Genomic DNA, 25451 nt, shown 5'->3' with positions numbered 1-25451 from the left:
CCATGTACAGACTGCTCATTGTAGATGACCTGCCCATTATTGTTGATGGTTTAGTAGAGCTGTTCGAGCAGACAGAGCATTTGCAGCTCGAAGTGATGAAAGCTTATTCAGGGGAAGAAGCATTGGAGGTATTATCCCAGCATCGCATGGATATCGTCGTATCCGACATTAAAATGCCGGGAATTGAAGGAATCGAGCTGTTGCAGGAAATAAAGGCACAGTGGCCTGCCTGCAAAGTTATTTTTCTAACGGGATATAACGATTTTCAATATGCAAGAAACGCCATTACTTACGGTGGTTTTGATTATATTCTGAAAATAGAAAGCGACGAAAAAATCATCCAGTCTGTCGAACGAGCCATCGAGAAAATAGAAGAGGAACAGGATCAAGTACAGATGATTACGAGAGCGCAAACCAGTATGAGACTGGCATTGCCCTCACTGCAAAAAGAGTATATATGGGGGCTTCTGCAGGGTAAGCATGCAGCGGAGAATCAGTTAAAGCAGGCCTTCAATGAATTAAATATTCCGCTCGATGCTGCCCTGCCGGTTTATGTACTTATTGCCAGAATCGATGTATGGAAGGAAATGTTCACTGCGCCGGATAAAGCTTTGTTAACTTATGCGCTGCAAAATATTGGCGACGAATATTTGTCTGCACAGGTAAGAAGCTATTCCGTTGTATTTGAGCTGTCAAAGATCGTCTGGCTGATTCAACCGAATAGCTCTGATGAGTTATCTACTGATACCAGTTCCAATAATTTGGATTTTGTTAGAGCCTATCGCTATACGAGCGGCATATTGGAAACGATTCAAGGTACATGCAAGAGGCTGCTCGGAACGACCGTTTCTTTTCTCCTTGGCAGCGAAGTGACGGAATGGAATGATCTATCGGATCGTTTTCATGCGAACAAATATGGTTTGGTGCAAGGGCATGGATTGTTTAATGAGGTCATTATGACCGATAAGGACATTCAGAATCAAGAGACAGACGATAAAGCCGGCAGCATTCATGATAGCTTTTACCATGCTCGGGTTCAATTGCTGATGAGCTGTCTGGAAAATAACAATCGGGAGCAGTTCAATAAATTGTATATGGAGCTTACTGCAATTTGGAATGTCCCAGGAACGCCTAATGAGCGCAAAATAGAAATGTATCATTCCCTCTCGGCAGTGTTTCTTTACTATATACACAAAAACCGGGACATTCGGGATTACATGAATACGCAGCTCGACTTGGAGAAGTTATACCGCTACGGGGATTCTACCTCATGGACGGAATTGATTCAGTATTATAGGCAAATGGCGGACTGTTTTTTTGAATGGAATACGCTGCGCGGCTCGCAATTGCCGACTGAGGTTGTAAATAAAATACATCGCTATATCGAAGAGAATTTGTCTACCGATATTTCCTTAACCGCTTTAGCGGATTACGTAAGCTTAAATCCTTCTTATTTGTCCAGACTTTATAAGCAAATAACGGGCATAGGCTTATCGAAATACGTGAACGACTATCGGAATTTAGTTGCCAAAGACATGCTTCTGAACACATCCATGAAAGTTAATGAAATTGCGGCTGCGCTCGGGTACAATTCCGCGCTTGCCTTTATTCGGTTTTTCAAGAAACAGAACGAGACGACACCGCAGGATTTCCGCATGGCAAGATGCCAGTCGCAAATGCAAGGTCAACAATAGTATATGGATTGTAAACAACGATCTCTGTCTCCTCCAGAACGCTCCCCTTACAATTGAGGTATAGAAAGCGAACAAGAGGAGGAGAAATTTTGAGAACATTAACAGCCGTATTACTAGGCGCAGGCAGCAGAGGAAGATACATTTATGGGCCGTATGCGGAGAAATTTCCGAATGAATTAAAAATGGTTGCTGTAGCTGAACCAAATGAAGAACGGAGAAATCGGTTTGCAGAAATCCATCAAATCGACCAAGAGCATGTGTATGACAGCTGGGAGAAAGTATTTGAGCAAGGGCGTATAGCAGATGTCATGATCATCTGTACACTCGATCGGATGCATTATATTCCGGCGATGGAGGCCATGAAGCTCGGTTATCACGTTCTGCTTGAGAAGCCGATGTCGCCTTCACTTACGGAATGCATTCAGCTTGAGCAGGCATCACTGCGGCATAAAAGGCTGCTTGTTGTTACGCATGTGCTTCGGTATTCACCTTTTTGGTCTGGGATTAAAAAATGTATCGAGGACGGCGAGCTTGGCATGGTGGGTACGATTCAATTAACGGAGAATGTTGGTTATCAGCATATGACGCATAGTTATGTGCGCGGCAATTGGCGGAATTCAGAGGAGACTAGTCCAATGATTTTGGCCAAATCGTGCCACGATCTGGATATCATCTCTTGGCTTATGGATCAGCCTTGTACAAGCGTTAGCTCGTACGGCTCTTTACTGCATTTCAGATCGGAGAATGCTCCGGATGGTTCAGCGGAACGCTGCATTGATGGCTGCGCCGTCGAGAAGGAATGTGCTTTCTCAGCGATAAAGATGTATATGCAGGCGCCGGATCACGCTTGGGCGAGATATATGACGAATGATTTGTCACAAGAGGGTATTCTGAAAGCGCTGAAGGAAGGACCGTTTGGACGTTGTGTATACCGCTGCGATAACAATGTCGTTGACCATCAGGTTGTGAATATGCAATTCGAGAATGGAGCGAATGCATCGTTCATTATGTCAGGATTGACGCAAAGCGGAACACGCCGTGTTCAAATGATGGGCACAAAGGGTGAAATTATTGGCGATATGGAGAAAGGTTCTTTTACGCTGTATCGTTATGCAACGGGAGAACAGCTTGAAATTCGCTGCAGTGTCCAAGGGGATGGCCACGGAGGCGGAGATGATCGGATGGTCAGCTCGTTCCTGAGAAACGTTTGCCAATTTGACAGCAATCCCTCACATGGCTTGACCTCTGCAACGGCGTCGCTGCAAAGCCATCTGATAGCATTTGCGTCGGAGCATTCGAGGCTGCATGAGGGGCTTGCGATCAAAATGTCGGATATGCTTGAGAAGCAAGAGCTGCCTGCATAAGGTAATTAGGCAGGTTGAGATAAGGTGTCTCAATAGTGATAGTACCCTTTTGTGCTTAATCATTGTGCAGCCGTCAGCGGCGCACAACATGCTAAGAGCACTCCCCTAACGAACTGTATTAAGCTTATTGTACAGAAAATTAGATTTTTTAAGTTTTAACGAATCTTAATGTCGTTATTTCAAGTTTTATAAGGTGTTATGCCTCATTTACCTCGAATTAACGATTCTGGAGTTCGTTAGAATTTCAAAACGATACGAATAGTCTAAATAAGAGCTGCTAGGTTCGTTAGCGATATATGCTTTAACGATGGCCGCTAGCAACAGAGCATTTTGAGCGTCAATAGTTGAGGCGAATTGTGTGAATACGTATAAATGCGAAAGTAGAATGCGTTGCAAAATTAAACCTATCGCTTCCATGCGAGGCACGAATAAAAAAGGGTGTGTCTCAAAAGAGATAAACTCACTGGAAAGATAGCTCGATTTCATTAATAATCATGCAGCTGATGAAAAAAAATGGCGTCACAGAAATTTATTTCTGTGACGCCATTACCTATTTGGGTCTATTTATTTTGAGATAGGCCTATTTATTTGTCCATGGCAAGAGCAATCTGGGCGGTGAAATGAGACAAGTAAACAAATGTATATCAAAGTCATAAGTTATCTCTTTGAAAGTCGGGTCAAGTTTCTTAAAGTAACAGTAAGAACATGGCCTGCAAGCTTCTACATCGGTTGCGATGGAATCTTAGGAAGGAGGATTGAGTGCTGCAAAAGACTTAAAGCAGGCTTGAAATGAAACCTATTGTATTGCATGTCTAGTAGTCTTTTTATTTGAGAATAGAAAGGGAGCTGTCATTAATGAAAAGAAGTAAAAGCTGGATAGCTATCGCATTGATAAGTGCCCTGTTGTTGACACTGGTTCCGGCAGTACAAGCGGAAGAGGGACAAGATCAGGGACAGTCTGCATTCCGTAATCTTGCTGCGGGGCTTGGATATGAATGGTCCGAAGCGCCGGAGGCCAAGTACCCGGATGATCATAATAAGCTGACCGATGGCATTTATGGAAAGTTGGATATGTCGGACCCGGCTTGGGTAGGGCATGTGAAGAAGATGACACGCGAGGTTGTGTTTGATTTAGGGGAGAAGAAATCTATCTCGAGCATTAAAGCGCGATTTTTGCAGGATTGGCCTGACAACACTATGCTTGTGCCGTTGACGGTCTCAATGTACGTATCCGACGACAAAGAAAATTGGGGAACGCTTTCACACAATTCAACCAAGCTGCTTTGGGGGGATGGGCCGCCAAGAGAAGAGGTATATGACTGGAATGGAAGCAGAGATGGCATCAAAAGCGGGAATTCTGATGCGGAGATGGCTTATGCCCGTTATGTGAAAGTAACCTTCTCGATGCATACGAGAGCTTGGACCTTCATTGATGAAATCGAAATATGGGGCGCAGATGGAAAAGTGGAAGGAGCGGAAGAAGTTGCCGCTGAGCAGCCGAGCTACTTAGAGCCGGGAGAAGCAACGGCTGGCATTCGTAATCTTGGATTGCTCTATAACGGACAATATGCGAATGATAAGGGTACTTGGACGAAGGATCGGATTATTCCTAATATCAGTTACGTAGACCTTGCCGGGGAACCAGTGGATTGGCTTTTTGACGGCGTTCTTTATCTTGGACTTACATCGCCGGCCGGAAATGCGTTTGGCGGAGGAGCTACGCTGGAGGACTGGAAATGGTACCTGAACAAAACATTTGCAGAAACAGGCGATATGCAGCAGCTAAACGAAGCGGCGATGGAAGTTGGAAGCAAGCTAAATCAGCCTGATCATAAGGTAAAGGTTGTTTTAATGATTCCAGACCCAGGTGAGTATGTGAACGATTTCGGAGATATTGACGGTGATGGTATATCTGAAAGCTTCAATGCTTCTGAAGTCGGAGAAATGAAAGCGTATGCAAATAGAGAGAAAGCGATACAGTGGTGGTTAAATGAAGCGGAACAAAAATGGGCATCAAACCATTACTCTCATCTTGAGCTTGCCGGCATGTACTGGCTGGAGGAACAAATCAGTACAAGCGCGACAGGGCCGGATTTAATTCGTTCGACGAGTAATAAAGTGCATGCTCAGAACTTGAAGCTTTTCTGGATACCGCACTTCTTAGCTTACAAAAGCCATATGTGGAAGGATGTCGGGATAGATGCTGTAGCCTTCCAGCCAAACTACTTTTTCGAGCCATTGGATGAGGATCGTCTGGAAGACGCCACGAACATAGCGAAGCGGTATGGGATGGGCGTTGAGCTTGAGTTTGATGATCGTATGGTGACTGATGGCGTGTTTAGGGAGCGGTATGTTGATTATTTAAACAGCGGCGTCCAAACCGGCTTTATGCAATCAGCCTTTAAAGCCTACTACCAAGGTAATAATGCTGTATTTGATACGGCGGTAAGTGCTGATCCTGCAACACGCATTTTGTACGATTGGCTCTATCAATTTATAAAAGGAACGTATCAAGCGAACAACGCTGCCCCTCCAAAGGCAGAAGTACAAATGAATGGCCAAGTGCTTCAAAGCGGAGTGGCTATTTCGGAAAGAGAACCCATTTCGTTTACATGGAAATTAATCAATGATGATGGAAGTGGATTGAATAAAGTAACAGCTACCTTTAATGGCAAGCCTTACACAGAAGGAACGGTTATAAATTTGGCAGGCAAGCCAGGAAAACATGAGCTTGTCATTACCGTAGCAGCAGGCAAATCGGAAAAAACATTTTATGTGATTGAAGCGGGTACCAGCGCATCCGATTTGAAAACATTAATTGAAAGCTACAAGGAAACCAAACAATTCACAAATGACGAAGCAGCTCGCTCGCTGAACAATTATTTGGAGATGATGAGCCGGTTCGAAGGAAACGACAAGTCGAAGTTTACCAAGTACTTAAAAGGCTTTAATGCGAAGCTGGAGCTTCTGAAAAAAGAGCATATGATTACAGACGGGGCGTACAGCACGCTGAAGGAAGACGTCTATTACCTGCTTGGAAATTTGGCACAGAATAAAGCCGCGGAAGCATCTACAGTAGAAGCCGGTAATCCAAATTATGCTCCGGGGAAAGCAGTTGATGGATTCCCTTCAACAAGATGGGCAAGTGAACTGCTGAACAACACATGGTTCCAGGTCGATCTCGGTGAAGTGACGGAGATGGACACTGTAACGATTGATTGGGAATACGCTCGCGCAAAAACCTATAAATTACTCGTCTCCGATGATAAGCAAAATTGGAAGAGTGTGATCAAGGAAAATGACGGCGTAATTACGGCGAAGGACGGCAAAGAAACGGTTCATTTTGACCCGATCAAGGCTAGATACATTAAATTTGAAGGGATCGAAAGAGCAACATTTTACGGATATTCGTTCTATGAATTTGGCGTTTATCACTTATCGGGAGCAGAGGAAGCCAAGCCTATTGAAGGCATTAAAACTACGGTAGATGCGGCATCCAAAAAAGTAACTTTAGACGGTCTGGTGATGAATGGCGATCTTGCAAACGTAAGTTTGAAAGTCGTCGATCCACAAGGCAAAGTTCACTATGAAGCGAAGAAGATGAGTGAAGCTGCTGGAAACTTTCAATTCGACTTTACACTTACAGGTGAACTAGAGGGAACCTATGAGGCCTATCTAGCGACAGATGATATGAGTGAGCCGGAGAAGATTACTTTTGAATACAAGAAAGAGATTGAGCTTATTAAGACGATAGAAGGCGTTAAAGCAGGACTAGATACTGCGGCAAAAAAGGTAACAATTGATGGGTTAGTGGTGAATGGCGATCATACAAAAGTAAGCTTGAAGGTGCTTGATCCACAAGGCAAGGTAAATTACACAGCCGAGACGGCGAGTACAGAAGCTGGAAACTTTCAATTCGCCTTTACATTGACAGGTGATGTAGAGGGAATCTATGAGGCGTATCTAGCACTAGATGATATGAGCGAGCCTAAACGGGTTACTTTTGAATACAAAAAAGTATCGACTGGCGGAGGAGGCGGTGACTCGGTCATTTCCACTCCTGACTTGTTCCAGCTGCAATCAGATGGTTCTGTCAAAGCGGAAATGAGCACTAAGCTTGATCCGAGCGGAACGATGGCTGTCGGTGTGGTCAGTGAACAAGACCTTCAGAAGGCGATAGCTCGGGCGAAAGCAGATAAAGACGGAAAGCTGAAAGCAACGATTGTGCTTAACAAAAACGGCGAGGCAGCGAAGTATGCCTTGGATCTTCCTGTATCCTTCTTGTCTGATCATCCTAACTTGCTTATTGAAGTAACGACGCCTAAAGCAACGATCTTGCTTTCTGGACAGATGCTGGTGAAGTCAGCAGAGCTTGGCAAGGAGCTGCGTCTTATCGTTGGCGAGCGGGACCTTAAAACGTTGAAGCAGGATGTACAAATCCAGGTAGGTGAAAGAGCAGTCGTTGAGCTTTCGGCGCTATTGGATGGAAAGGCTTATACATGGACCAATGCAAAGGCACCGATTACCGTTACGGTTCCGTATTTGTTAACAGACAGCGAGACAGCGTCAAGCATCGGTATATTGTCCATTAATGAACAAGGTACAGCATCAGCAATTGTGGCAGCAGCCTATTCTAACTCAGATAAACATATCAGGTTCCAAACAGACCGAATGGGCATCTATGCAGTATTTTATAAACAGCCCGCAGCAGCCTTTACAGATCTCGGCAAATACTCTTGGGCGCAGGAAGCGGTTGAGAAGTTGGCTGCCTTAGGTATCGTAAAAGGAACATCGGCTGCAACCTTCAGCCCGGCTGTAGAGGTAAGCCGAGCAGACTTTATTCTAATGCTTGTAAGAGCGTTAGGCTTGAAGGCGGAGGCAAGCGATGCATTCACAGATGTTCAGCCATCGGATTATTATTATGATGCAGTGGCTATTGCTAAGAAGCTAGGCATCGTTACCGGCATGGAGGGTGGACGATTTGAGCCGAAGGCAAAGATGACAAGGCAAGATATGATGGTTATGGCAGCGCGGGCATTAAAGGCAGCGGAAGCGTTAGAGCTAACGGGAGATATTGCATCGCTCAGCAGCTTCAAGGATGCAGATAAGGTGCCAGATTATGCAGCCAGCAGCATAGCAGGCATGATTGAGCTAGGGCTCATTCAAGGCGATGGCGGCATGATCAAGCCAAGCAGCCATACTACCCGTGCTGAAACTGCAGTGTTTCTTTACCGAATCTTGAATTTGCTATCAGCGAAAGAATAGTTTAACGAGGCAGTATGACAGGAGTCAGCTTAATCAAGCTAAAGAAGAGGAGTCCCATGCGGGGCTCCTCTTCTTTTCTTCGTATATAGCAGATTAGACGGTTGTCCGATCCTCTTGCGCCAGCTTCGTATAGTACAGCTTGAAAATGAGATCCTGATTATAGTTTCCGAAACCAGAGCCGAATAAAGTAAAGCCGCCAATATGCTCAGCATCCTCCAAAATCGCAATGCGGAACGTCCAGTGACTGTTGCTAATATCAATCTGGTCGAGACTTACATCCGAGAGCCTAAGGCCGTCCATGTAAGTGCCATCCTTCTTAATAATCAACCGCTTCAATAAACCGAATTGGTTGACATCATCAAACCACCAAGGTGGATTAAGCTTGCCTTTTCCGCCATAATCGGCAKGGCTCGTCCACATGCCAACATTTACACCATTAAAGAAAAACGTAAGATCCGAAGGCCAGTTCATATTGGTGAGAGGCGCTTCAGACGAAATTTCCATCGAAATTTCGAGCTCGTCTGGACTCTCGCTCGTTAATAGGAAGTTAGGAATTTTGTATTCGATATAACCTTGCGAGAACCATAATATTTTGGCGTTCACGCGATCGGGATCAAGAAAGTAGCGGGGGTCGTCGAAAATTCCGATAACCTTCTCCGTCGTGCAAATGCCGCAAGTAGGAACGATGTTGAGATCGGTATAGTGTCCGATGGAAACCTCGGTTCTGCGTGACTCGCGCTGTACGACGTCCTTGCGGGGGAATGCTATTTCAAGTCCATCCATGCTAAGCGAGCACACCTTCTGAGCGGCACCGCCTTTGCCGGGGGTCATTTCGGATTTGATGATTCCGGCCTTCTCCAGCTTTTTCACGTGCATTGTCATGATTGCACTGCTTAAGCCTAAAGCCTCTGCCAGCTCGCGAATGTTCATTGATTTTTTGGAGAGCAGGTGAATCATTTGAATGCGTACATTACTCGATATAGCCTCAAATATAGGCAGGCTTTGCTCTGATAGCTCGATTTTCAAGGGTTACCTCCGAATAAGAGTTATTATTAATACATATGTGAATGTTTAGAGTAGGCTATAGTCTGTAATATACATGAAAACAGTCGAAATCACAAGGAATATTGCTTGAAATAGCCGCTGCAAGCCATGAAGAAGATAACCATATTGTAAATTAATTCGCCGTATCGTTTACTTGTGTGTACAAATTCATTTTTTTTGGATAAGCTTTATAAAATGAATATTTTTTGGTAGCATAATTATTAGTAAATGATCTAACAAATCTGTTTCCATAAAGAAAGGTGACCTTATTCATGCACATTGATCTTTCTAATAAAACAGCTTTAATCACAGGAGCTACTGGCGATTTAGGACGGGTTATGGCACGTACACTGGCAAGCTGCGGCGCTAACATCGTTCTGCACTACAATAATAACGAAGCAAAGGCCAAAGAATTGCAGACGGAAATTACAGCTATGGGCAGAAAATCGATGATCGTACAGGCAGACGTAACGAATGAGCAGCATATTAATGAAATGAAAGCTAAGGTAACAGAGGAGCTCGGCCATGTAGACATCGTTGTCGCTAACGCGGTCATTCAGTACCAATGGACAAGCATACTAGAACAGCCTGTTGCTGATTATGTCAGCCAATTCGAATCCTGCGTATTGCAAAGCGTCTTTTTAGCGAAAGCTTTTGTGCCGGCAATGATCGAGCGGGGCGGCGGTAGAGTCATTGGCATCAACACCGAATGCGCGATGCAAAATTTTGCAGGACAATCAGCCTATACAGCTGGCAAACGCGGGATGGATGGCGTCTATCGTGTGTTAGCCAAAGAAGCTGGGGAGCATCAAATTACGGTTAATCAGGTTGCGCCAGGGTGGACCATCAGTGATCGCGATCGTGCTACTGGTACGGAGGAGAACCTTGCTTATTCACAAAACGTTCCGCTTAAACGCAGAGGAACGGACCAAGAGATTGCCAATACGGTCGCTTTCCTAGCATCGGATCTAGCAAGCTTTATAACTGGCGCTTACATTCCTGTAAACGGCGGAAACGTTATGCCTGCCATCTAGAATAAGGGAGAGTTAAGAGGATGAGCCCCAGAAAACGATTGTGGCGCATATGGGCAGCTTTAGGCAGCATGAGAATGGAGGGGAAGCTGTTTATCGTTTTCCTGCTTCTAATCACGCTGCCGTTATCGTTTATAGGCTACATCTCATATAGCAATTACTCGCGTTCGATTGAGGAGAAAACGATTGTCTATTCGACCAAAATGCTCGAGAACATGATGGTTCGTGTTGACGATTATATCGAGGATATGATTCGTATTTCCTCCATTCCTGCGTACCAGAACGATATCAAACAAAATCTGATTCTCTCGAACAGCTATTACGAGAAAAGGCAGCAAACGTCGATCGATAATAGCAATCAGGTGCCTGACGATTTTGACCTTCTGCTCTTGATCCAGCGAGGCATAGAGGGGAATATTTCGTTCATCAATACGATAAAACGCGGCGCCAACTCGGTTTATATATTTGATCAGTTCGGCAATGGCTATTATTCTACAGCAGGCGGCGGCATTCGGCTGAACGTGAAGGAGAGCTATGAGAAATGGCGAGAGCTCATTAATACTTCCGGCGGTGAAGCGAGACTGTTCAGCACGCAAAAATATACGAGCAATTTGCAGAGCGTCAAATATGCGTTTACCGTCGTTCGCAAGGTGATTGATAAATCGCTTAAGCCTATCGGCATGATTGCGGTGGATGCGAATATTAGCGTCATTGAGGATCAAATGAGTGAGCTCGACAAGGTGACAAATGGAAAATCGGTCATTATCGATGAGCTTGGCAATGTCGTTTATGACAGCGACAAGCAGCGAATGGCCACAAACATTATGAGTGATCCTACGGTAGCCCAAGCAAAGGGCACGAAGGGGAGCTTTTATTTTGAGCGTGACGGTGTTAATCGTTTATACATTTATACGACCTCGCCCAATACGAAATGGAAGGTAATGACCTCCATTCCGGACAGTGAGCTGACGAAAGATGCCGTTGTCATTCGCAACGTAACCTGGATCGCTACAATTATTACGATTATCGTCGCGCTTTTTATTTCTGTTGTGTTTTCCTTTGCACTAACGAATCCGCTCCGCAAAATGATGCGATTGATGAAGAACGTGCAGGAGGGTGACTTTAACGTTCAGTTTCAAGTGAAATATCGGGATGAGGTAGGCCAGCTAGGCAATCAGTTCAACCGAATGATTGTCCGAATTGATCACCTCATTCAGGATATTTATTTGATGGAGACAAAGAAGAAGGAAGCTGAACTGCACGCGCTGCAAAGCCAGATCAATCCGCATTTCATGTATAATACGCTCGAATCGATCCGAATGGCGGCTGAGCTGAACGACGATCAGATCGCAGCCGACATGATTGCCATACTCGGAAAGCTGCTGCGATACAGCATAAGCGATTTGCATGAGGAAGTAACGCTGGAGAATGAGGTTCTGCATATGCGCAACTATGTGGAAATGCTTAATTATCGTTATCCGAACCGCTTCCATTTAGAAACGCATATAACCGATGACATGCTGAAGTATCCTATGATTAAGCTTGTGCTGCAGCCCATTGTCGAGAATGCAATTTATCACGGCATGGATGACAATAAGGCCTCGATGAGAATTGTGATGAGCAGCGAGTGTACGCCGCTTGGTGTACTGCTTCGCATAAAAGATGATGGGCTTGGCATGGATGAGGATACATTAGATCGCTTAAACCGTTCACTTGCAGGATCGGAGGAAGCGGTCGTCAAGCGCAAATCAGGCGGAATCGGCTTGAAAAATGTAAACGAGCGTATCAAGCTCCACTACGGAAACGTGTATGGCTTGAAGGTGACCAGTGAACGGGGGAAAGGCACCGAGGTTATTTTACAGTTTCCACTATAATGAGGGAGAGACGCTGCATGAACAAATACATTTGTATGCTGCTGCTTATTGTTCTTTTGTCCAGCATAGGCTTGACGGGATGCCAGAAGGCACAAGGCAACAGCGAAAAGGAAAAGGAGCCCGTTAGCAAAGAGGAACAAGTTAGTCAAAATGTGACGATTAACGTAATGACCAATCGCGTTGATCTGATGGAGAATGGCGTGTTTCAAAAATATGCCGATCAATTTGCACAGCTGAATCCTGGCGTAACGGTCAAGTTTGAGGGCATAACCAATTATGCCAGCGATATTATGCTGCGCTTATCCACCCGCAGCTTAGGCGATGTGCTGCTGCTTCCGAACAATATTAAAAATGAAGACTTGCCTGATTATTTTGAGCCGCTAAGCGACAGCTTGTTCGAGCATATTCATTTTGCAGACTTTAAAGCCTATGCTGGACAACGCTTTGGCATTGCTACCGGCGCTTCCACGACAGGGATCGTATATAATAAGCAAGCTTTCAAAAAGGCAGGCATTACACAAATTCCAACGACGTTGGAGCAGTTTTATGCAGCATGCGAGAAGCTGAAGAAAGCCGGCATTGTGCCTGTCTATCTGAACTATGGCGCTCAGTGGCCGCTTATGACTTGGGGCGAGGATCTAGTCAGCTATATGACTGGCAATGCCGACTATTTAAATAATATGGTCAACACGGACGAGCCGTGGACTATTGATAATGCATGGGGACAGTCAATTTCCATTGTCAAAACATTAATATCAAAAGGTTATGTGGAAAACCAATTGCTTACGAATCAATGGGAAACATCCAAAAAAGAGCTTGCTGACGGTAGAGCCGCCATGTATTTAATGGGTAATTGGGTTATCAATCAAGTTATTGCAGCGGGTGCGAAATCAGAAGATATCGGCTTTTTCCCATTCCCTTACGACAATAGCGAGAAGCGCTTCTCGCCGCTAAGCCCGGATTGGTTTGTGGGTGTAAGCAAATTTAGCGAGAATAAAGAGCTGGCCGAGGCGTGGGTCAAATTTTTTGTAAACGAATCTGGTTATGTTGATGATTCGGGCTTCTTGCCTGTGATTGAGGATAAGCAGCCTTCCTTGCCGCAATTTCAACAGTTTTTATCGTTCAACATCGAATTTCTGGAGCGAAGAGTGCCAGACGACCTCTTGCTTGAAATTGCGAATACAGCTCAAATTGCATTTTGGTCCGGCGATTATATTCAAGAGTGGATTGCCTCTCCAGATTTGCAGAAGGTGTTTACCGAATACAATAGGCGCTGGAAAGAAGYGCGAACCATTACTGAAAGCTAAGGTGGACTACCGATGTCAAACAAGGTTACGATGCAGCAAATTGCTGATTATTTAAGCGTATCAAAATTTGTTGTCTCGAAGGCGCTCTCCGGCAAAGGCGGCGTCAGTGAGGCAACACAGGAGCGGGTTATTCAAGCGGCATCTCAGCTGGGTTATTTTACGCAAAAGAATGCTTATGTGAAAACAATGAAGCTTGAGCAGCTTCCCAAAACGCCTGCCGCCCACAAACAATCGGTGCTCGTGCTTATGCCTAATATTCGCTTCCAAACGAAGGAGTCGCTGTATTGGGGAAGAATCCTCGATGGGATTGCTTCGCGATTGGAGGAAGATGGTTATGGCATGGTCATTGTGTCAGAGCAAAGCGTCGATCATTTCCTTCATTTCTTGAACCCGAATGGCATATTGGGGCTTATCGGCGTGGGAGAAATTTCAACTCCGCTGCTGCTAGAGGTGCATCGCATCGGCCTGCCAATGGTGCTCGTGGATCATGAGGATATGTTGATTCCTAGTGATACGGTGTTTACGAACAATTATGATTCAATGTATCGCTTGACAAAACATTTGATTGGTAAAGGACATACGCAGCTGTGCTTTATTGGTGATATGAATTATTCGCGGAGCTTTAAGGATCGGTTTCTTGGGTTCCGAAGTGTACTGGAGGAGCAGGCTCTGGTGGAGCCTAGGTTTCAAATGAGCAATGACTGTTATCTTCCCGTTGAAGGTTTTGAGCATGAGCAGTTTCAAGAGCCGATAAAACAGTGGGCAATCAAAAGGCTCAAGGCAAAAACGATGCCTACGGCGCTTCTATGTGCAAATGACATGATCGGTATCGGTGCAATTGACGCCATGAAGGAGCTAGGTATTGCGGTGCCGGAAGAGGTGTCCATTACAGGCTATGACAACATTGACGATTCCTATCGCATGACACCTTCTTTGTCGACGGTGCATGTGCCTAAGGAAGCGCTTGGCAAGCGTGCGGTAGAGAGGCTGATTAGCAGAATAACGAACAAGCAGGAGCCGATGGAGAAGCTGCTTGTAGCTGGAGAGATCTTGTACCGAGAGTCAACGGCGCAGGTGAAAGCATGACTTAGGACATAGGTTGATGCATGAACAATGAGTTTTAAATGGATGAATTGCTTATGATTTGTCATATTGATAGCGATTTCGAATATAATTAAAAATATATATTGTATATATTATATATACAAAATTCGCGATATTCGACAAGAAGAGTGGTTAAAAACGCCTAATGTATAGGAGAAAAGCTATAAATTAGCGTCTTCCTTAGTTCTAAAGAAGGGTAATTTACTTCATTCGACAAAGATGTGGGTATTGCCTAAAAAGAGGCTAACCTATATTATATATTACAAATATTAATATGGAGCTTGGTGATAGCAAATGAATTCAACAGTCCGTACGCCGCTTTACCAGAAAATCCAGGATTATATCCGCGAGTTGATTGCTACGGAAGGCTTGAAGGCGGGGGACCGCATTCCGACCGAAAAAGATCTAATGAAGTTGTTTAACGTCAGTAAAATAACTGTAGTGAATGCGATGGTCGGACTTGCGAACGATGGAATCATTTCCCGAGTACCGGGAAAGGGCAGCTTCGTCAGCAATGATGGGCCGGTAGAAGTTGATGAGACAGTGCCGGCTACGCCGACAGTTGGTTTAGAAAGAGCGGCAACCCAGAATAAAACGCGTATGATTGGTCTCGTTATGCCATCTATTTATGATTATTTTGCCATCCGTTTAGTTGAGGGAGTGCAGAGGGCGCTAAGAGAAAAGGGCTACCGAAGCATGATTTTGCTGTCTGAGGGCGATGTGGATAAAGAGAAAGAAGCGTTTAAGACGCTAAAGGAATTCGGTACGGACGGTTTGCTTGTATTTCCCGTAGATGAAGAGAATTATAACGAAGAAATATTAAATATGAAGTTCAATGGCTACCCCTTTGTACTTATCGATCGTTTCCTGCCTGGCGTAGAAACCAATTATATCGCTGCGGATGGAAGGCTTGGAACAAGCCTTGCTGTCGAATATATGTGGGAGCTTGGGCACCGGGAAATTGCGATTTGCTCAGATTCTCCGCTGCAAACGATTACGGTACAGGAGCGGATTGAAGGTTATATGGACGCTTTGAAAAACAAAGGCGCACTCATTAATCCAGCTCATATTATTACTGATTTTAATGTTGGCAGTATTAAGGATGCGGAGAAGCACCCGTTATACCGCTATATTCGCAACCGAATGGCTACAGCGTATATTACGCTTAACGGAAGGCTGGCTGTTCGAATTTATCAAATGGCTAGGCAAGCGGGGCTTCGCGTGCCTGAGGATTTGTCTATTATCAGCTTCGATGACCCGACATCAATCGTAGATGAGTTCAGCTTGTTTACACATATTAATCAATTTGAGCATGATATGGGTTACCGTGCAGCAAGCACATTGATCAATATTATTGAGAATGGGGTAGACCCAAACAATAGATATAGCAAAACGCTGCTTAATCCTGAGCTGGTTATCCGCCAAACGACTGGACCAAGACCAGTTCAATAATTGAATAAGCGATAAAATTGAGAATCTTTTCCGCTAAGGAAAAGATTTTTTTATTTATATATTGAATATATTGAATCTATATATTATATTATGAATAAGACGAATGTTTATAAAGCTTGGTTGCAAAGTCATATAGCGAAGTTTTGAATAGTTTCGCGAGTACGATCTGAAAACGCTAACATTTTGAAGTCGATAGGCATGTATGGGAAAAAGCCTGTATGAAATATAGAACTGGATGATAAAGGAGACCTACAAATGCCATACGAAAAAGTGAGAACGGAGCAGTTGAAGTCGCTGTTGGACCGGTTGAAGGAACAAATCTACAAGCCGCTTACGGATTTGAAAGTAACCGCTTGGGTTACTGAGGAGCCGGTTTCTTACGAGGATAGGAAGACAGGCCGGAAGATTGAACTCGCTGCGGGTGACCGTTGGGGAAATCTTTGGGACTGCGCTTGGTTTCACTTTAGCGGAAAAGTGCCGCAAGAGGCGAAGGGCTCCAAAATTGTGCTTCTTATCGATGTGAATGGTGAGCTTTGTTTAGTAGATGAAGAGGGAACACCTACTCAGGGTTTAACGAATATAAATTCTGAGTTTGATTATAGCCTTGGCCTTCCAGGCAAACGTGTTGTACACATTAGTGAAAGCGCGCAGGGAGATGAAGAAATTGATTTGTGGGGCGACGCAGGCTGCAACGACCTGTTCGGTCGCTTCCGCAGCGGCACTTTGAAGGAAGCCCAAGTCGCAATCTGCCACGAGAATATACATCAGCTTTATTATGACGCTGAGGTGCTTCTGGAGACGGCGGATCGTTTGCCTGAAGGTTCAGCACGCAGAGCACGCATTTTGCAGTCTTTGTATGAAGCCTCTCATATCCTTACATCTTTGAGTGAAGAAAGAGTAGCTAAGGCATCGAAACTGCTGCGTGAGCAGCTTGATAAACGCGGCGGAGATCCAGTGCTTACTATTAGTGCCGTCGGCCACGCGCATATGGATCTTGCTTGGTTATGGCCAATCCGCGAAACCATCCGTAAGGGAGCACGCACATTTTCAACGGTGCTGCGGATGATGGAACGCTACCCTGACTACATCTTTGGAGCAAGCCAGCCACAGCTTTATGATTGGATGAAAATTCATTATCCGAAGCTGTATGCAAGCATCAAAGAGCGCGTGCAAGAGGGGCGCTGGGAGCTGCAAGGCGCAATGTGGGTTGAATCGGATACAAACGTACCTAGCGGGGAAGCGCTAATTCGTCAAATCCTTTACGGAAAACGGTATTTCCAAGCAGAGTTTGGTCAAGAGATGAAGTCGCTTTGGATGCCGGACGTATTTGGATACACAGCGAGCCTGCCTCAAATTTTGAAAAAATCAGGCGTTGATTACATGATGACGCAGAAGCTGTCATGGAGCATTTACAACCGTCATCCCCACCATACGTTCCACTGGGAAGGAATCGACGGCTCGCGTGTCCTAACTCATATGCCGCCTGAGGATACGTATAACAGCCCAGCTGCACCTCGTTCCATTGTGAAGGCAGAGAATGAATACATGGACAAAAACGTATCGGAGAATTGTCTCATGTTGTTCGGAATTGGCGATGGCGGAGGCGGTCCTGGCGAAGAGCATCTCGAGAGATTGCAGCGGGAGAAAAATTTACTTGGCCTTAGCCCAGTTGTTCAAGAGCATTCTTCACAATTTTTTGAGAAGCTTGCAGTTGGCTCTGATCGTTATCAAGTGTGGTCCGGGGAGCTTTATCTGGAGCGCCATCAAGGAACGCTGACGAGTCAAGCGCGCAATAAACGGTATAACCGTAAGCTTGAGAAAGCTTTGCGCGAGCTCGAATATGCAGCTGTCTTGGCTGAAAGAACAAAGGGCAAACCTTATCCTGCGCAGGAGCTGGAAACGATATGGAAAGAAGTGCTGCTCTATCAATTCCATGATATATTGCCAGGCTCCTCTATCAAGCGCGTATACGATGAATCGCTGGAGAGATACGCTATACTGCTGGACCGTGTCGAGCAGTTAATTTCCGAAGCGTACGAAGCGGTGGCACAATCCGTACCTGCTGAGAAAGGCTCTGAGGTAATCTTTAACTCCCTGTCATGGGATCGGGAAGAATGGTTTGAAAACAATGGCACATGGCAGCGGGTTCGTATTCCTGCTATGGGATATGCCGTTGCAACTGGTTCACTAGCGCTTGCTGAGACGGCAGCAGCTGAAGCAGAAATTGCAGCTGCCCGGACGCAAGAGAAAACAGCGGCAAATAACCTCTTTCCTGATATGAGGGCATCGGCTATCGATCGGATAATGGAAAATGATTTGTTATCGGTTACGTTCGCTGAAGACTTCACGATTATATCCATCATTGATAAAGAGCTTGGCCGGGAAATCATCCCGCATGGCCAGAAGGCGAATGAACTCAGCCTGTATCATGATGAGGGCGATGCATGGGATATTAAACAAGATTATCGCCTCTCGGGAGGAGTACCGCTTGAGCCATCTGAATCATCAGCTTTCCAAGATGGACCAACGGTAGGCTTGCTGCTTGTATATCGGTTTGGTCAATCAACAATGACGCAGAAGGTCATCCTGACTCAAGGCAGCCGCCGTATCGATTTCGTTACGGACGTTGATTGGAAGGAATCAGCGAAGATGCTGCGTACATCCTTCCCTGTCAATATTCGTTCGGACAGCGCAAGCTGTGAAATTCAGTTCGGCTACTTGAAACGCCCTACACATCGCAATACGCTGTGGGATTATGCGAAGGATGAAATTTGCGCTCATCAATGGATCGATCTTTCGGAGTCGGATTATGGCGTCGCACTTCTCAATGATTGCAAATACGGACATCGTGCTTGGCAGAATGTGCTGGATTTGAATCTTTTGCGCAGTACATCGTATCCAGATCCAGAAGCCGATCAAGCAGAGCATCAGTTTACGTATTCCTTGTACCCGCATAAAGGGGATCATGTTCAGGCAGAGGTTTATAAGCGTGGATATGAGCTTAACGTACCACTGCGTTCGGTAAGCATGACAGCAAGCGACGAGGCACAGCATTTGCCAGCAGCAAAATCATTTTTCAGCGTTGACCATTCCAATGTAATGGTTGAAACGGTGAAGCAGGCAGAGGACGGAGATGATCTAATCATCCGTTTATATGAAACCGCAGGAACACATCTTAAGGCAAAACTCATTGCAGCTATGAACGAAGCGGATGCTTGGCTTACTGATTTGATGGAAACACCCATCGATAGAATCCATGCGGAGGAAGGGGCATACCACCTGGCCTTTACTCCATTTGAAATAAAAACGATCCGTTTGGCAAGGAGGTAAAGCATATGACAGAGTCTGTATTGTGGAAACGAATTTGGCGGCACAAACTATTTTATTTGTTTATGCTGCCCGGCATCATCTGGTTTTTCCTCTTTTCCTACGTCCCACTTTTTGGCGTACAAGTGGCATTTCGTGATTTCATGTTCTCTGGGGGCTTCACTGGAAGCCCCTGGGCAGGACTGAAATACTTCCAGCAGTTTTTCTCCTATTATCAGTCATTCGAGTTGATCCGCAACACGATTATCATCAGTCTCATGAAGCTTCTTATCGGATTTGCAATGCCTATATGTCTTGCAATTCTATTGAACGAGGTTCGCAACATTAAATTTAAGAAAACCGTGCAAACGCTTTCTTATTTACCGTATTTCGTTTCATGGATTGTCGTTGTTACGCTGATGCAGCGTCTTCTTACTCCATCTGGAGGTCCAATCAATGAATTGCTTGGTGTGTTTGGTGTAGAACCGATTCAGTTCTTGAACAATACAACATGGTTTTATCAAATCGTTGTAGGCTCAGATATTTGGAAAAACATCGGGTGGAACTCGATCATCTATATGGCAGCAATCGCCGGCATTGACCAGCAGCTTTACGAGGCGGCTAAGATCGACGGCGCTGGGCGCACTCGCCAAATGTGGCATGTAACGCTTCCTGGTATTCGCAACATTGCCGTTATTTTGTTCATACTCTCGGCCGGCAGCTTAATGAGCGCTGGTTATGAGCAGCTGCTCCTGCTGAACGGTCCGGCTACCGCCGCAATCGGCAGCGTACTCGATGTGCATGTTATCAGCTCCGGTATAGGTGAAGGCCGATTAAGTTATGCGGCTGCTGTAGGATTATTCCAGAGTGTCATTGCACTCATTCTTATCGTGACTGTCAACCGAATTGCTCGCAAGGTTAGCGACGTATCCCTGTTTTAAGGAGTGGTTTGATATGGCGAAAAGCCGATTTTCTATATTTAGCATTTGTAATTATATTTTCTTAACATTGTTCGGATTGTCGATGATCTACCCGTTTATTTACATTCTGGTCTACTCGCTCAACGACGGAAAAGATTCGATGATGGGTGCGCTTTATTTCTTCCCTCGTAAATTTACACTCGACAATTACGTAGAGGTTTTTGATAATGCCCGCATTTGGCAGGCCTACAAAATTACGCTGCTACGCACTGTGCTCGGCACATTCCTGCACGTAGGGCTTTGTACGCTGATGGCTTATGCGCTTTCCAAAAAAACGCTGCCAGGAAGAACATTTTTTACGTATTACATCTTTTTGCCAACGATATTCAGCGCTGGATTCATTCCGTATTTCATCACGTTGCAGAAGCTGCATCTGATCAACAGTTTTTGGGTATATGTCATTCCGATGCTGTTCAATTTCATGCATATCGTCATTCTTCGAACGTTCCTGCAAGGCATACCGGAGGAGCTAGAGGAATCGGCACGAATTGACGGCTACGGTGACTTTCAAATATTCCTTAAAATCATACTACCGTTATCGGGTCCAGTTCTTGCGACTATCGCTTTGTTTATCGGGGTTTCGCATTGGAACGACTGGTTTACAGGCGCCTATTATGTGTCGGATAAAAATCTGATACCAGTTCAAACGCTGCTGCAAGAATTGCTGACCGAAGCGGAAGCGCTATCATCCTCCATGCAGAGAGCGGCGCAGCAAGGCGGTCAGACCGTCAGTGTCAATGTGGCTGGGGCAACACCGGAATCGCTTCGAATGGCTTTGCTCGTTATCACGGTGTTTCCGATCTTGTGTATTTACCCGTTTTTGCAGCGTTACTTCGTCAAGGGCGTTATGATTGGCTCGGTCAAAGGATAATCGTCCGCATTCGGGACTTTATCATATTTCATTACAGTTCACGGGAGGGTTTTTATGAAGAACAAAAGAGCAAAAAGCACTTCGTTGTTTCTCGCAGTAACTCTGATGGCGGTTACGCTGTTTGGCTGCAGCAACAACAACGGTGGCGCCGTCAATAAGCCTTCGGACAACGCAGGCACAACTAACAGCGGTACAGAGCAAAAAGAGGTGAAACTCAAAGTTCTTCACAACTGGAACGGCTCCAGCGGCAGCGACACAGATACGACGGCGATCGAGAAGGTTATTAAAGAAAAAACGGGGATTACGATCGAGTGGGAATATACAAAGGGCAGTGAAGTTGAGAAAGTGAACACCATTTTTGCAACTCAAGATATGCCTGATATTTACACAGGTCCAGCTTGGGGCGGAGAGCTAGATGGAATTATAAAAGCAGCGAAGGAAGACCAATTGGTCGATCTTTCGGATAAGCTGGACAAATATCCAAATCTAGCAAAAGCGATTCAGAAAGACAATGTTCCGCCAGCGCTTTACGAGAAAGCTTTTGATGTGTATGATGGCAAGCAGTTCTTGCTTTACCAGAACCACCCTGCAACACCTGAGGATGCAATGGATTGGCTTTATGGCTTCTACGTCCGCAAGGATATTGCTGAGAAGGTTGGAGTAGACCCGCAATCCGTACGTACAAAGGAAGAGCTTTACAGCTTCCTGAAAAAAATCAAGGACGCTGACCTGAAGGAAAATGGTATGTCTGTTATTCCTCTCGGAGGCTTCCATAACGGCTGGGCTGTCGGTATCGGCAATACGATGTTCTATGGCTCTGGTTATGTAGATAAAGGTGATGGAACGCTGGAAAACAGCTTCTTCTCGAAACAATACGAGGATTATACGCTGTATTACCGCAAGCTGATCTCCGAAGGTCTGCTTGATCTTGAAGCGTTTACGCAAACCGATCCAATCGCGAATGAGAAAATCAAGCAAGGTCGTATTGCAGTGCTGGCTGCTCACTATCCAGYGATTCTCGATGCTTCCAAGGACTATGTGAAAGCGCATCCAGGCAGTGATTATATTCCAGTTGGCCCGCTTGAGCGTGCTGGCGCTGCTGCAGACCGTCCTGCTGACCTTTCTATTCAAGGAAACAACGTAACCGTTATTCCGAAAAAATCGAAAAACGTAGATGCAGCGCTTCGCTTGCTGGACTATCTTGCTTCTGATGAAGGTTTCCTTCTCGTACGTTACGGCATTCAAGGCGAACATTGGGATATGGAAAACGGCAAGCCTGTAGCCAAAAAAGAATGGTTTGATAAATTCTCAGCGGATACAACTGGCAAGATGAAGAAAAACGAAGGCATGGGCATTGGCCTTGAGAGCATGTCTGGCCAAGACCGCATCAACTCTGTTGGCGCTGGAGACATCTGGTCTGATCAGGATCGTCTGGCAGCAATGGATAATGCGCGTAAAATTTTACGTCCTAACGGTATTAGTGTTATTTCGGCATACAATCCTGGCGACGTTATGATTAAGTCTCCACAGTGGGAAATGCTGAAGCCATCCATGGACAAAATAGGCGACGTCTGGAAAGAAGCGATTTATGCGAAATCGGATGAAGCGGCACTAAAAATCATTAATGATCTTCGCGGACAGATGAATAAAACAGGCTATAAAGAAGCAATGCAGTTTACTAATGACAACTTGAAAGGCAAGGAAGTTGCTTTGTTTGGAATGGCAAACTAAAGGAGGCTTCTCGCTTTGACGAAGGGTTTGGGACAACGAGCAGAGTGGACCGGTTTTCAGGAATCAAGGCCGTATGGCCCGAAGTATGATTTGCGAACCGATTTTGTCATGGTATACGGAATATCTGATGATTTGCCTGAGCGGATCGAAGGCTGGAGAAATGCCGGCTATAAGATTCATTTGATGACAGGTGTATCTTGGGGGGAGTATCAGGACTACTTGTACGGTCGGTTCGACGGACGGGAGCACTGGGATGAAGCTCAAATGGACCGCAGCGGAAATCATCTGCTTCATGGCAAGGATGTTCCTTATATGGTTCCGACCATTGCCTTCGCTGAATATTTGGCTTCTCATATTAAACGGGCAATCGACTCTGGCGCAGGAGCGATTCATTTGGAGGAGCCGGAATTTTGGGCGGCATCTGGTTATTCCGATGCGTTCAAGCGGGAGTGGCTGAATTATTACGGGGAGGATTGGATTCCTCCCCACTCCTCGCCGGACGCTCAGTACAGAGCATCCAAGCTGAAGGCGGCAATGTACTATCGTGCGCTTGACCGGCTTTGCAGTCAAATGAAGGAATATTCCTTAGTAACCTACGGTAGAACGGTGCGTTTCTATGTCCCAACTCACAGCTTGATCAATTACACGCAGTGGCGAATTATTAGTCCTGAGGCGCTGCTCGTGTCGATGCCTGGCTGTGACGGTTTCATTGCTCAGATCTGGACGGGAACGGCTCGTACTCCGAACGTTTATAAAGGGCTGCGCAGAGAGCGAACCTTCGAGACGGCATATTTGGAATATGGAATTATGCAGGAGCTCACGCGGGGGACGGGGCGTGAAATGTGGTTACTTCACGATCCGATTGAGGATAACCCTAGATACAGCTGGAGCGACTATCGTAAAAACTATCGTTCTACTGTTGTTGCTTCCCTGCTGCATCCTGAGGTGAAGCAATACGAGGTATGCCCATGGCCGCGCCGTGTATTCGAGGGCAGCTACCCGACTGAGGACGGGAAAGGAAAAGAAATGATCCCGGGTGACTATGCGACCGTGCTTCTGACGGTCATGAATGTGCTGCGCGACATGCATAACCATGATGAGGTTGCTGGAGACGACGCCTATACAGCTGGCATTGGCCTTTGCTTATCCAACTCTGCAATGTATCAACGCGGGGACGTTATCCGTGAAGGCGAGCAGGAAGGCGAAGCCGCCAAATATGACGGAACGAGTTCAGCTGAAGAGCTGAGTGCAGAGCAGAAGGAGCTTCTTGACTGGTCATCCTTTTACGGACTCGCGCTTCCGCTCGTGAAGGTAGGCATTCCGCTAAGACCGGTACAGCTGGACAATATTTTGACCTTCCCAGGATATTTGGATCATTACCGGGTGCTGCTGCTCAGCTACGAATTTATGAAGCCGGAGCATCCGGGCATTCATCAAGCTATCGGACAATGGGTAAGGGAGGGCGGCATACTCATCTATGTCGGTGACGGCTCGGACCCCTATCATGAAGTGCGGGAATGGTGGAACCGTGAGAACAGCCGCCGCTCTTACTTACGTCCGGAAGAACATTTATTCGAGTCGCTTGGCTTAGGTAGAAACCCGGAGCAAGGAGAGTTTACGGTAGGCAGCGGTGCTGTTTTATTTTACCGTGAGAATCCGGCGGAATTGTCCCGCTCTGAAGCGGGTGCAGCTCTTATACGGAGTGCTGTAAAAAGGTCGCTCGAGATCCGCGGAGAAATGGTTGATTATAAGGAAAGCACCTCGCTGCATATTAGACGGGGGCCTTATGTCATTACTCATGTGCTGGATGAGAGGGAAGCGGATGATTCAATCGTTCTGGAAGGTCAGTTCGTCGATTTGTTCGAAGCGAGCATGCCTGTGAAACATTCCGTGGAAATCAAATCGGGCGAGGATAGCTTGTTGTTTGATTTGAACTACTCGGATAACCAGCAGGGGGAAACAAGTATTCTTGTTAGTTCGTCACGCATTCGTGAGGAGCTGTCGGCTGAAAACGGAATTTCCTTTGTTTCAGAGTCACCGCTGGACATCACGGTTAGTACGCGCCTGCGTGTACCAAGTGAGCCTAGCAGCGTCACAGCTGGTGATCAAGCGGCATCATACGAGTATGATGGAGAGTCAGGAACGGTGCTTCTTCGCTATCCAGGCGTTCCGGAAGGAATTGCAGTAAGCGTGGAATGGTAATGCGATAACAAACAAACGATTGAAGGGTCTGTCCCACAGTGATGAACTCACTGGAGAGATAGCTCGATATGAATATTGAAAAAATGGCGTCACAGAGATTTATTCCTGTGACGCCATTTTTCTATTTTGGTCTATTGATGTTTGCTTAAGCAAATGGTGGACAAGCGAATTTTGGCGTATGATCGGGGTAGGAAATGGAGCAATAAGCACGTATATGTTCTTACAG

14 protein-coding genes are annotated in these 25451 nt (G+C 45.7%); 13 read left to right on the top strand and 1 reads right to left on the bottom strand.

The genetic code is table 11. The features are described 5' to 3' along the window. Positions 1 to 2: 2 nt before the first annotated feature. From AB4Z50_RS26090 to AB4Z50_RS26080, 3 genes are all read left to right on the top strand, one after another. Positions 3 to 1694, top strand: coding sequence for a response regulator transcription factor (locus tag AB4Z50_RS26090; RefSeq protein ID WP_441883567.1), 1692 nt, complete (start codon positions 3 to 5; stop codon positions 1692 to 1694). A gap of 89 nt (positions 1695 to 1783) precedes the next feature. Further along, complete coding sequence (locus tag AB4Z50_RS26085; RefSeq protein ID WP_441883564.1) at positions 1784 to 3058, top strand: Gfo/Idh/MocA family protein; 1275 nt, start codon at positions 1784 to 1786, stop codon at positions 3056 to 3058. A gap of 855 nt (positions 3059 to 3913) precedes the next feature. Further along, positions 3914 to 8323, top strand: a complete 4410-nt coding sequence (locus AB4Z50_RS26080) for a DUF4855 domain-containing protein (RefSeq protein ID WP_441883561.1) — start codon at positions 3914 to 3916, stop codon at positions 8321 to 8323. A gap of 93 nt (positions 8324 to 8416) precedes the next feature. Here AB4Z50_RS26080 and AB4Z50_RS26075 read toward each other — a convergent pair whose 3' ends face one another. Next, on the bottom strand, positions 8417 to 9349 hold the full coding sequence (locus tag AB4Z50_RS26075) for an ArsR/SmtB family transcription factor (protein WP_441883558.1): 933 nt from the start codon (positions 9347 to 9349) through the stop codon (positions 8417 to 8419). A 290-nt stretch (positions 9350 to 9639) separates the two neighbouring features. Between AB4Z50_RS26075 and AB4Z50_RS26070 the strand changes: the two genes are divergently transcribed. The 10 genes from AB4Z50_RS26070 to AB4Z50_RS26025 all read left to right on the top strand — a co-directional run bounded on the left by AB4Z50_RS26070 (position 9640) and on the right by AB4Z50_RS26025 (position 25225). Next, a complete protein-coding gene (locus AB4Z50_RS26070; RefSeq protein WP_441883555.1) occupies positions 9640 to 10401 on the top strand; it encodes an SDR family NAD(P)-dependent oxidoreductase in 762 nt (253 codons plus the stop codon). Positions 10402 to 10421: 20 nt separating this feature from the next. Next, complete coding sequence (locus AB4Z50_RS26065; protein ID WP_441883553.1) at positions 10422 to 12272, top strand: cache domain-containing sensor histidine kinase; 1851 nt, start codon at positions 10422 to 10424, stop codon at positions 12270 to 12272. 17 nt (positions 12273 to 12289) lie between these two features. Continuing rightward, positions 12290 to 13579, top strand: a complete 1290-nt coding sequence (locus AB4Z50_RS26060; RefSeq protein WP_441883550.1) for an ABC transporter substrate-binding protein — start codon at positions 12290 to 12292, stop codon at positions 13577 to 13579. A gap of 12 nt (positions 13580 to 13591) precedes the next feature. Then, on the top strand, positions 13592 to 14665 hold the full coding sequence (locus tag AB4Z50_RS26055; RefSeq protein WP_339204673.1) for a LacI family DNA-binding transcriptional regulator: 1074 nt from the start codon (positions 13592 to 13594) through the stop codon (positions 14663 to 14665). A gap of 312 nt (positions 14666 to 14977) precedes the next feature. Continuing rightward, complete coding sequence (locus tag AB4Z50_RS26050; RefSeq protein WP_441883547.1) at positions 14978 to 16135, top strand: GntR family transcriptional regulator; 1158 nt, start codon at positions 14978 to 14980, stop codon at positions 16133 to 16135. A gap of 255 nt (positions 16136 to 16390) precedes the next feature. Then, positions 16391 to 19465 carry an alpha-mannosidase gene (locus AB4Z50_RS26045; protein ID WP_441883544.1) on the top strand — a complete coding sequence of 1025 codons (3075 nt, stop codon included), beginning with the start codon at positions 16391 to 16393 and terminating at the stop codon, positions 19463 to 19465. Positions 19466 to 19470: 5 nt separating this feature from the next. Beyond that, positions 19471 to 20382, top strand: a complete 912-nt coding sequence (locus AB4Z50_RS26040) for an ABC transporter permease (protein WP_076268992.1) — start codon at positions 19471 to 19473, stop codon at positions 20380 to 20382. Positions 20383 to 20395: 13 nt separating this feature from the next. Next, positions 20396 to 21292 (top strand): carbohydrate ABC transporter permease, encoded by an 897-nt coding sequence (locus AB4Z50_RS26035; RefSeq protein WP_339204670.1) that lies wholly within the window; start codon positions 20396 to 20398, stop codon positions 21290 to 21292. A 54-nt stretch (positions 21293 to 21346) separates the two neighbouring features. Continuing rightward, positions 21347 to 23023 carry an extracellular solute-binding protein gene (locus AB4Z50_RS26030; RefSeq protein ID WP_441883540.1) on the top strand — a complete coding sequence of 559 codons (1677 nt, stop codon included), beginning with the start codon at positions 21347 to 21349 and terminating at the stop codon, positions 23021 to 23023. Between the two features lie 15 nt (positions 23024 to 23038). Further along, positions 23039 to 25225, top strand: a complete 2187-nt coding sequence (locus AB4Z50_RS26025; protein WP_441883537.1) for a hypothetical protein — start codon at positions 23039 to 23041, stop codon at positions 25223 to 25225. Positions 25226 to 25451 lie beyond the last annotated feature (226 nt).

The sequence above is a fragment of the Paenibacillus sp. 2TAB26 genome (genome assembly GCF_052115145.1).
Classification (GTDB): domain Bacteria; phylum Bacillota; class Bacilli; order Paenibacillales; family Paenibacillaceae; genus Pristimantibacillus.
The sequence above is the reverse complement of the archived record's forward strand: the minus strand, read 5'-3'. Positions and strand labels throughout refer to the sequence as shown.

Coding starts and splice junctions, on each gene's coding strand:
- AB4Z50_RS26035 (WP_339204670.1), top strand. CDS start 20,396: ATGGCGAAAAGCCGATTTTCTATATTTAGCATTTGTAATTATATTTTC.
- AB4Z50_RS26090 (WP_441883567.1), top strand. CDS start 3: ATGTACAGACTGCTCATTGTAGATGACCTGCCCATTATTGTTGATGGT.
- AB4Z50_RS26045 (WP_441883544.1), top strand. CDS start 16,391: ATGCCATACGAAAAAGTGAGAACGGAGCAGTTGAAGTCGCTGTTGGAC.
- AB4Z50_RS26040 (WP_076268992.1), top strand. CDS start 19,471: ATGACAGAGTCTGTATTGTGGAAACGAATTTGGCGGCACAAACTATTT.
- AB4Z50_RS26055 (WP_339204673.1), top strand. CDS start 13,592: ATGTCAAACAAGGTTACGATGCAGCAAATTGCTGATTATTTAAGCGTA.
- AB4Z50_RS26070 (WP_441883555.1), top strand. CDS start 9,640: ATGCACATTGATCTTTCTAATAAAACAGCTTTAATCACAGGAGCTACT.
- AB4Z50_RS26065 (WP_441883553.1), top strand. CDS start 10,422: ATGAGCCCCAGAAAACGATTGTGGCGCATATGGGCAGCTTTAGGCAGC.
- AB4Z50_RS26080 (WP_441883561.1), top strand. CDS start 3,914: ATGAAAAGAAGTAAAAGCTGGATAGCTATCGCATTGATAAGTGCCCTG.
- AB4Z50_RS26050 (WP_441883547.1), top strand. CDS start 14,978: ATGAATTCAACAGTCCGTACGCCGCTTTACCAGAAAATCCAGGATTAT.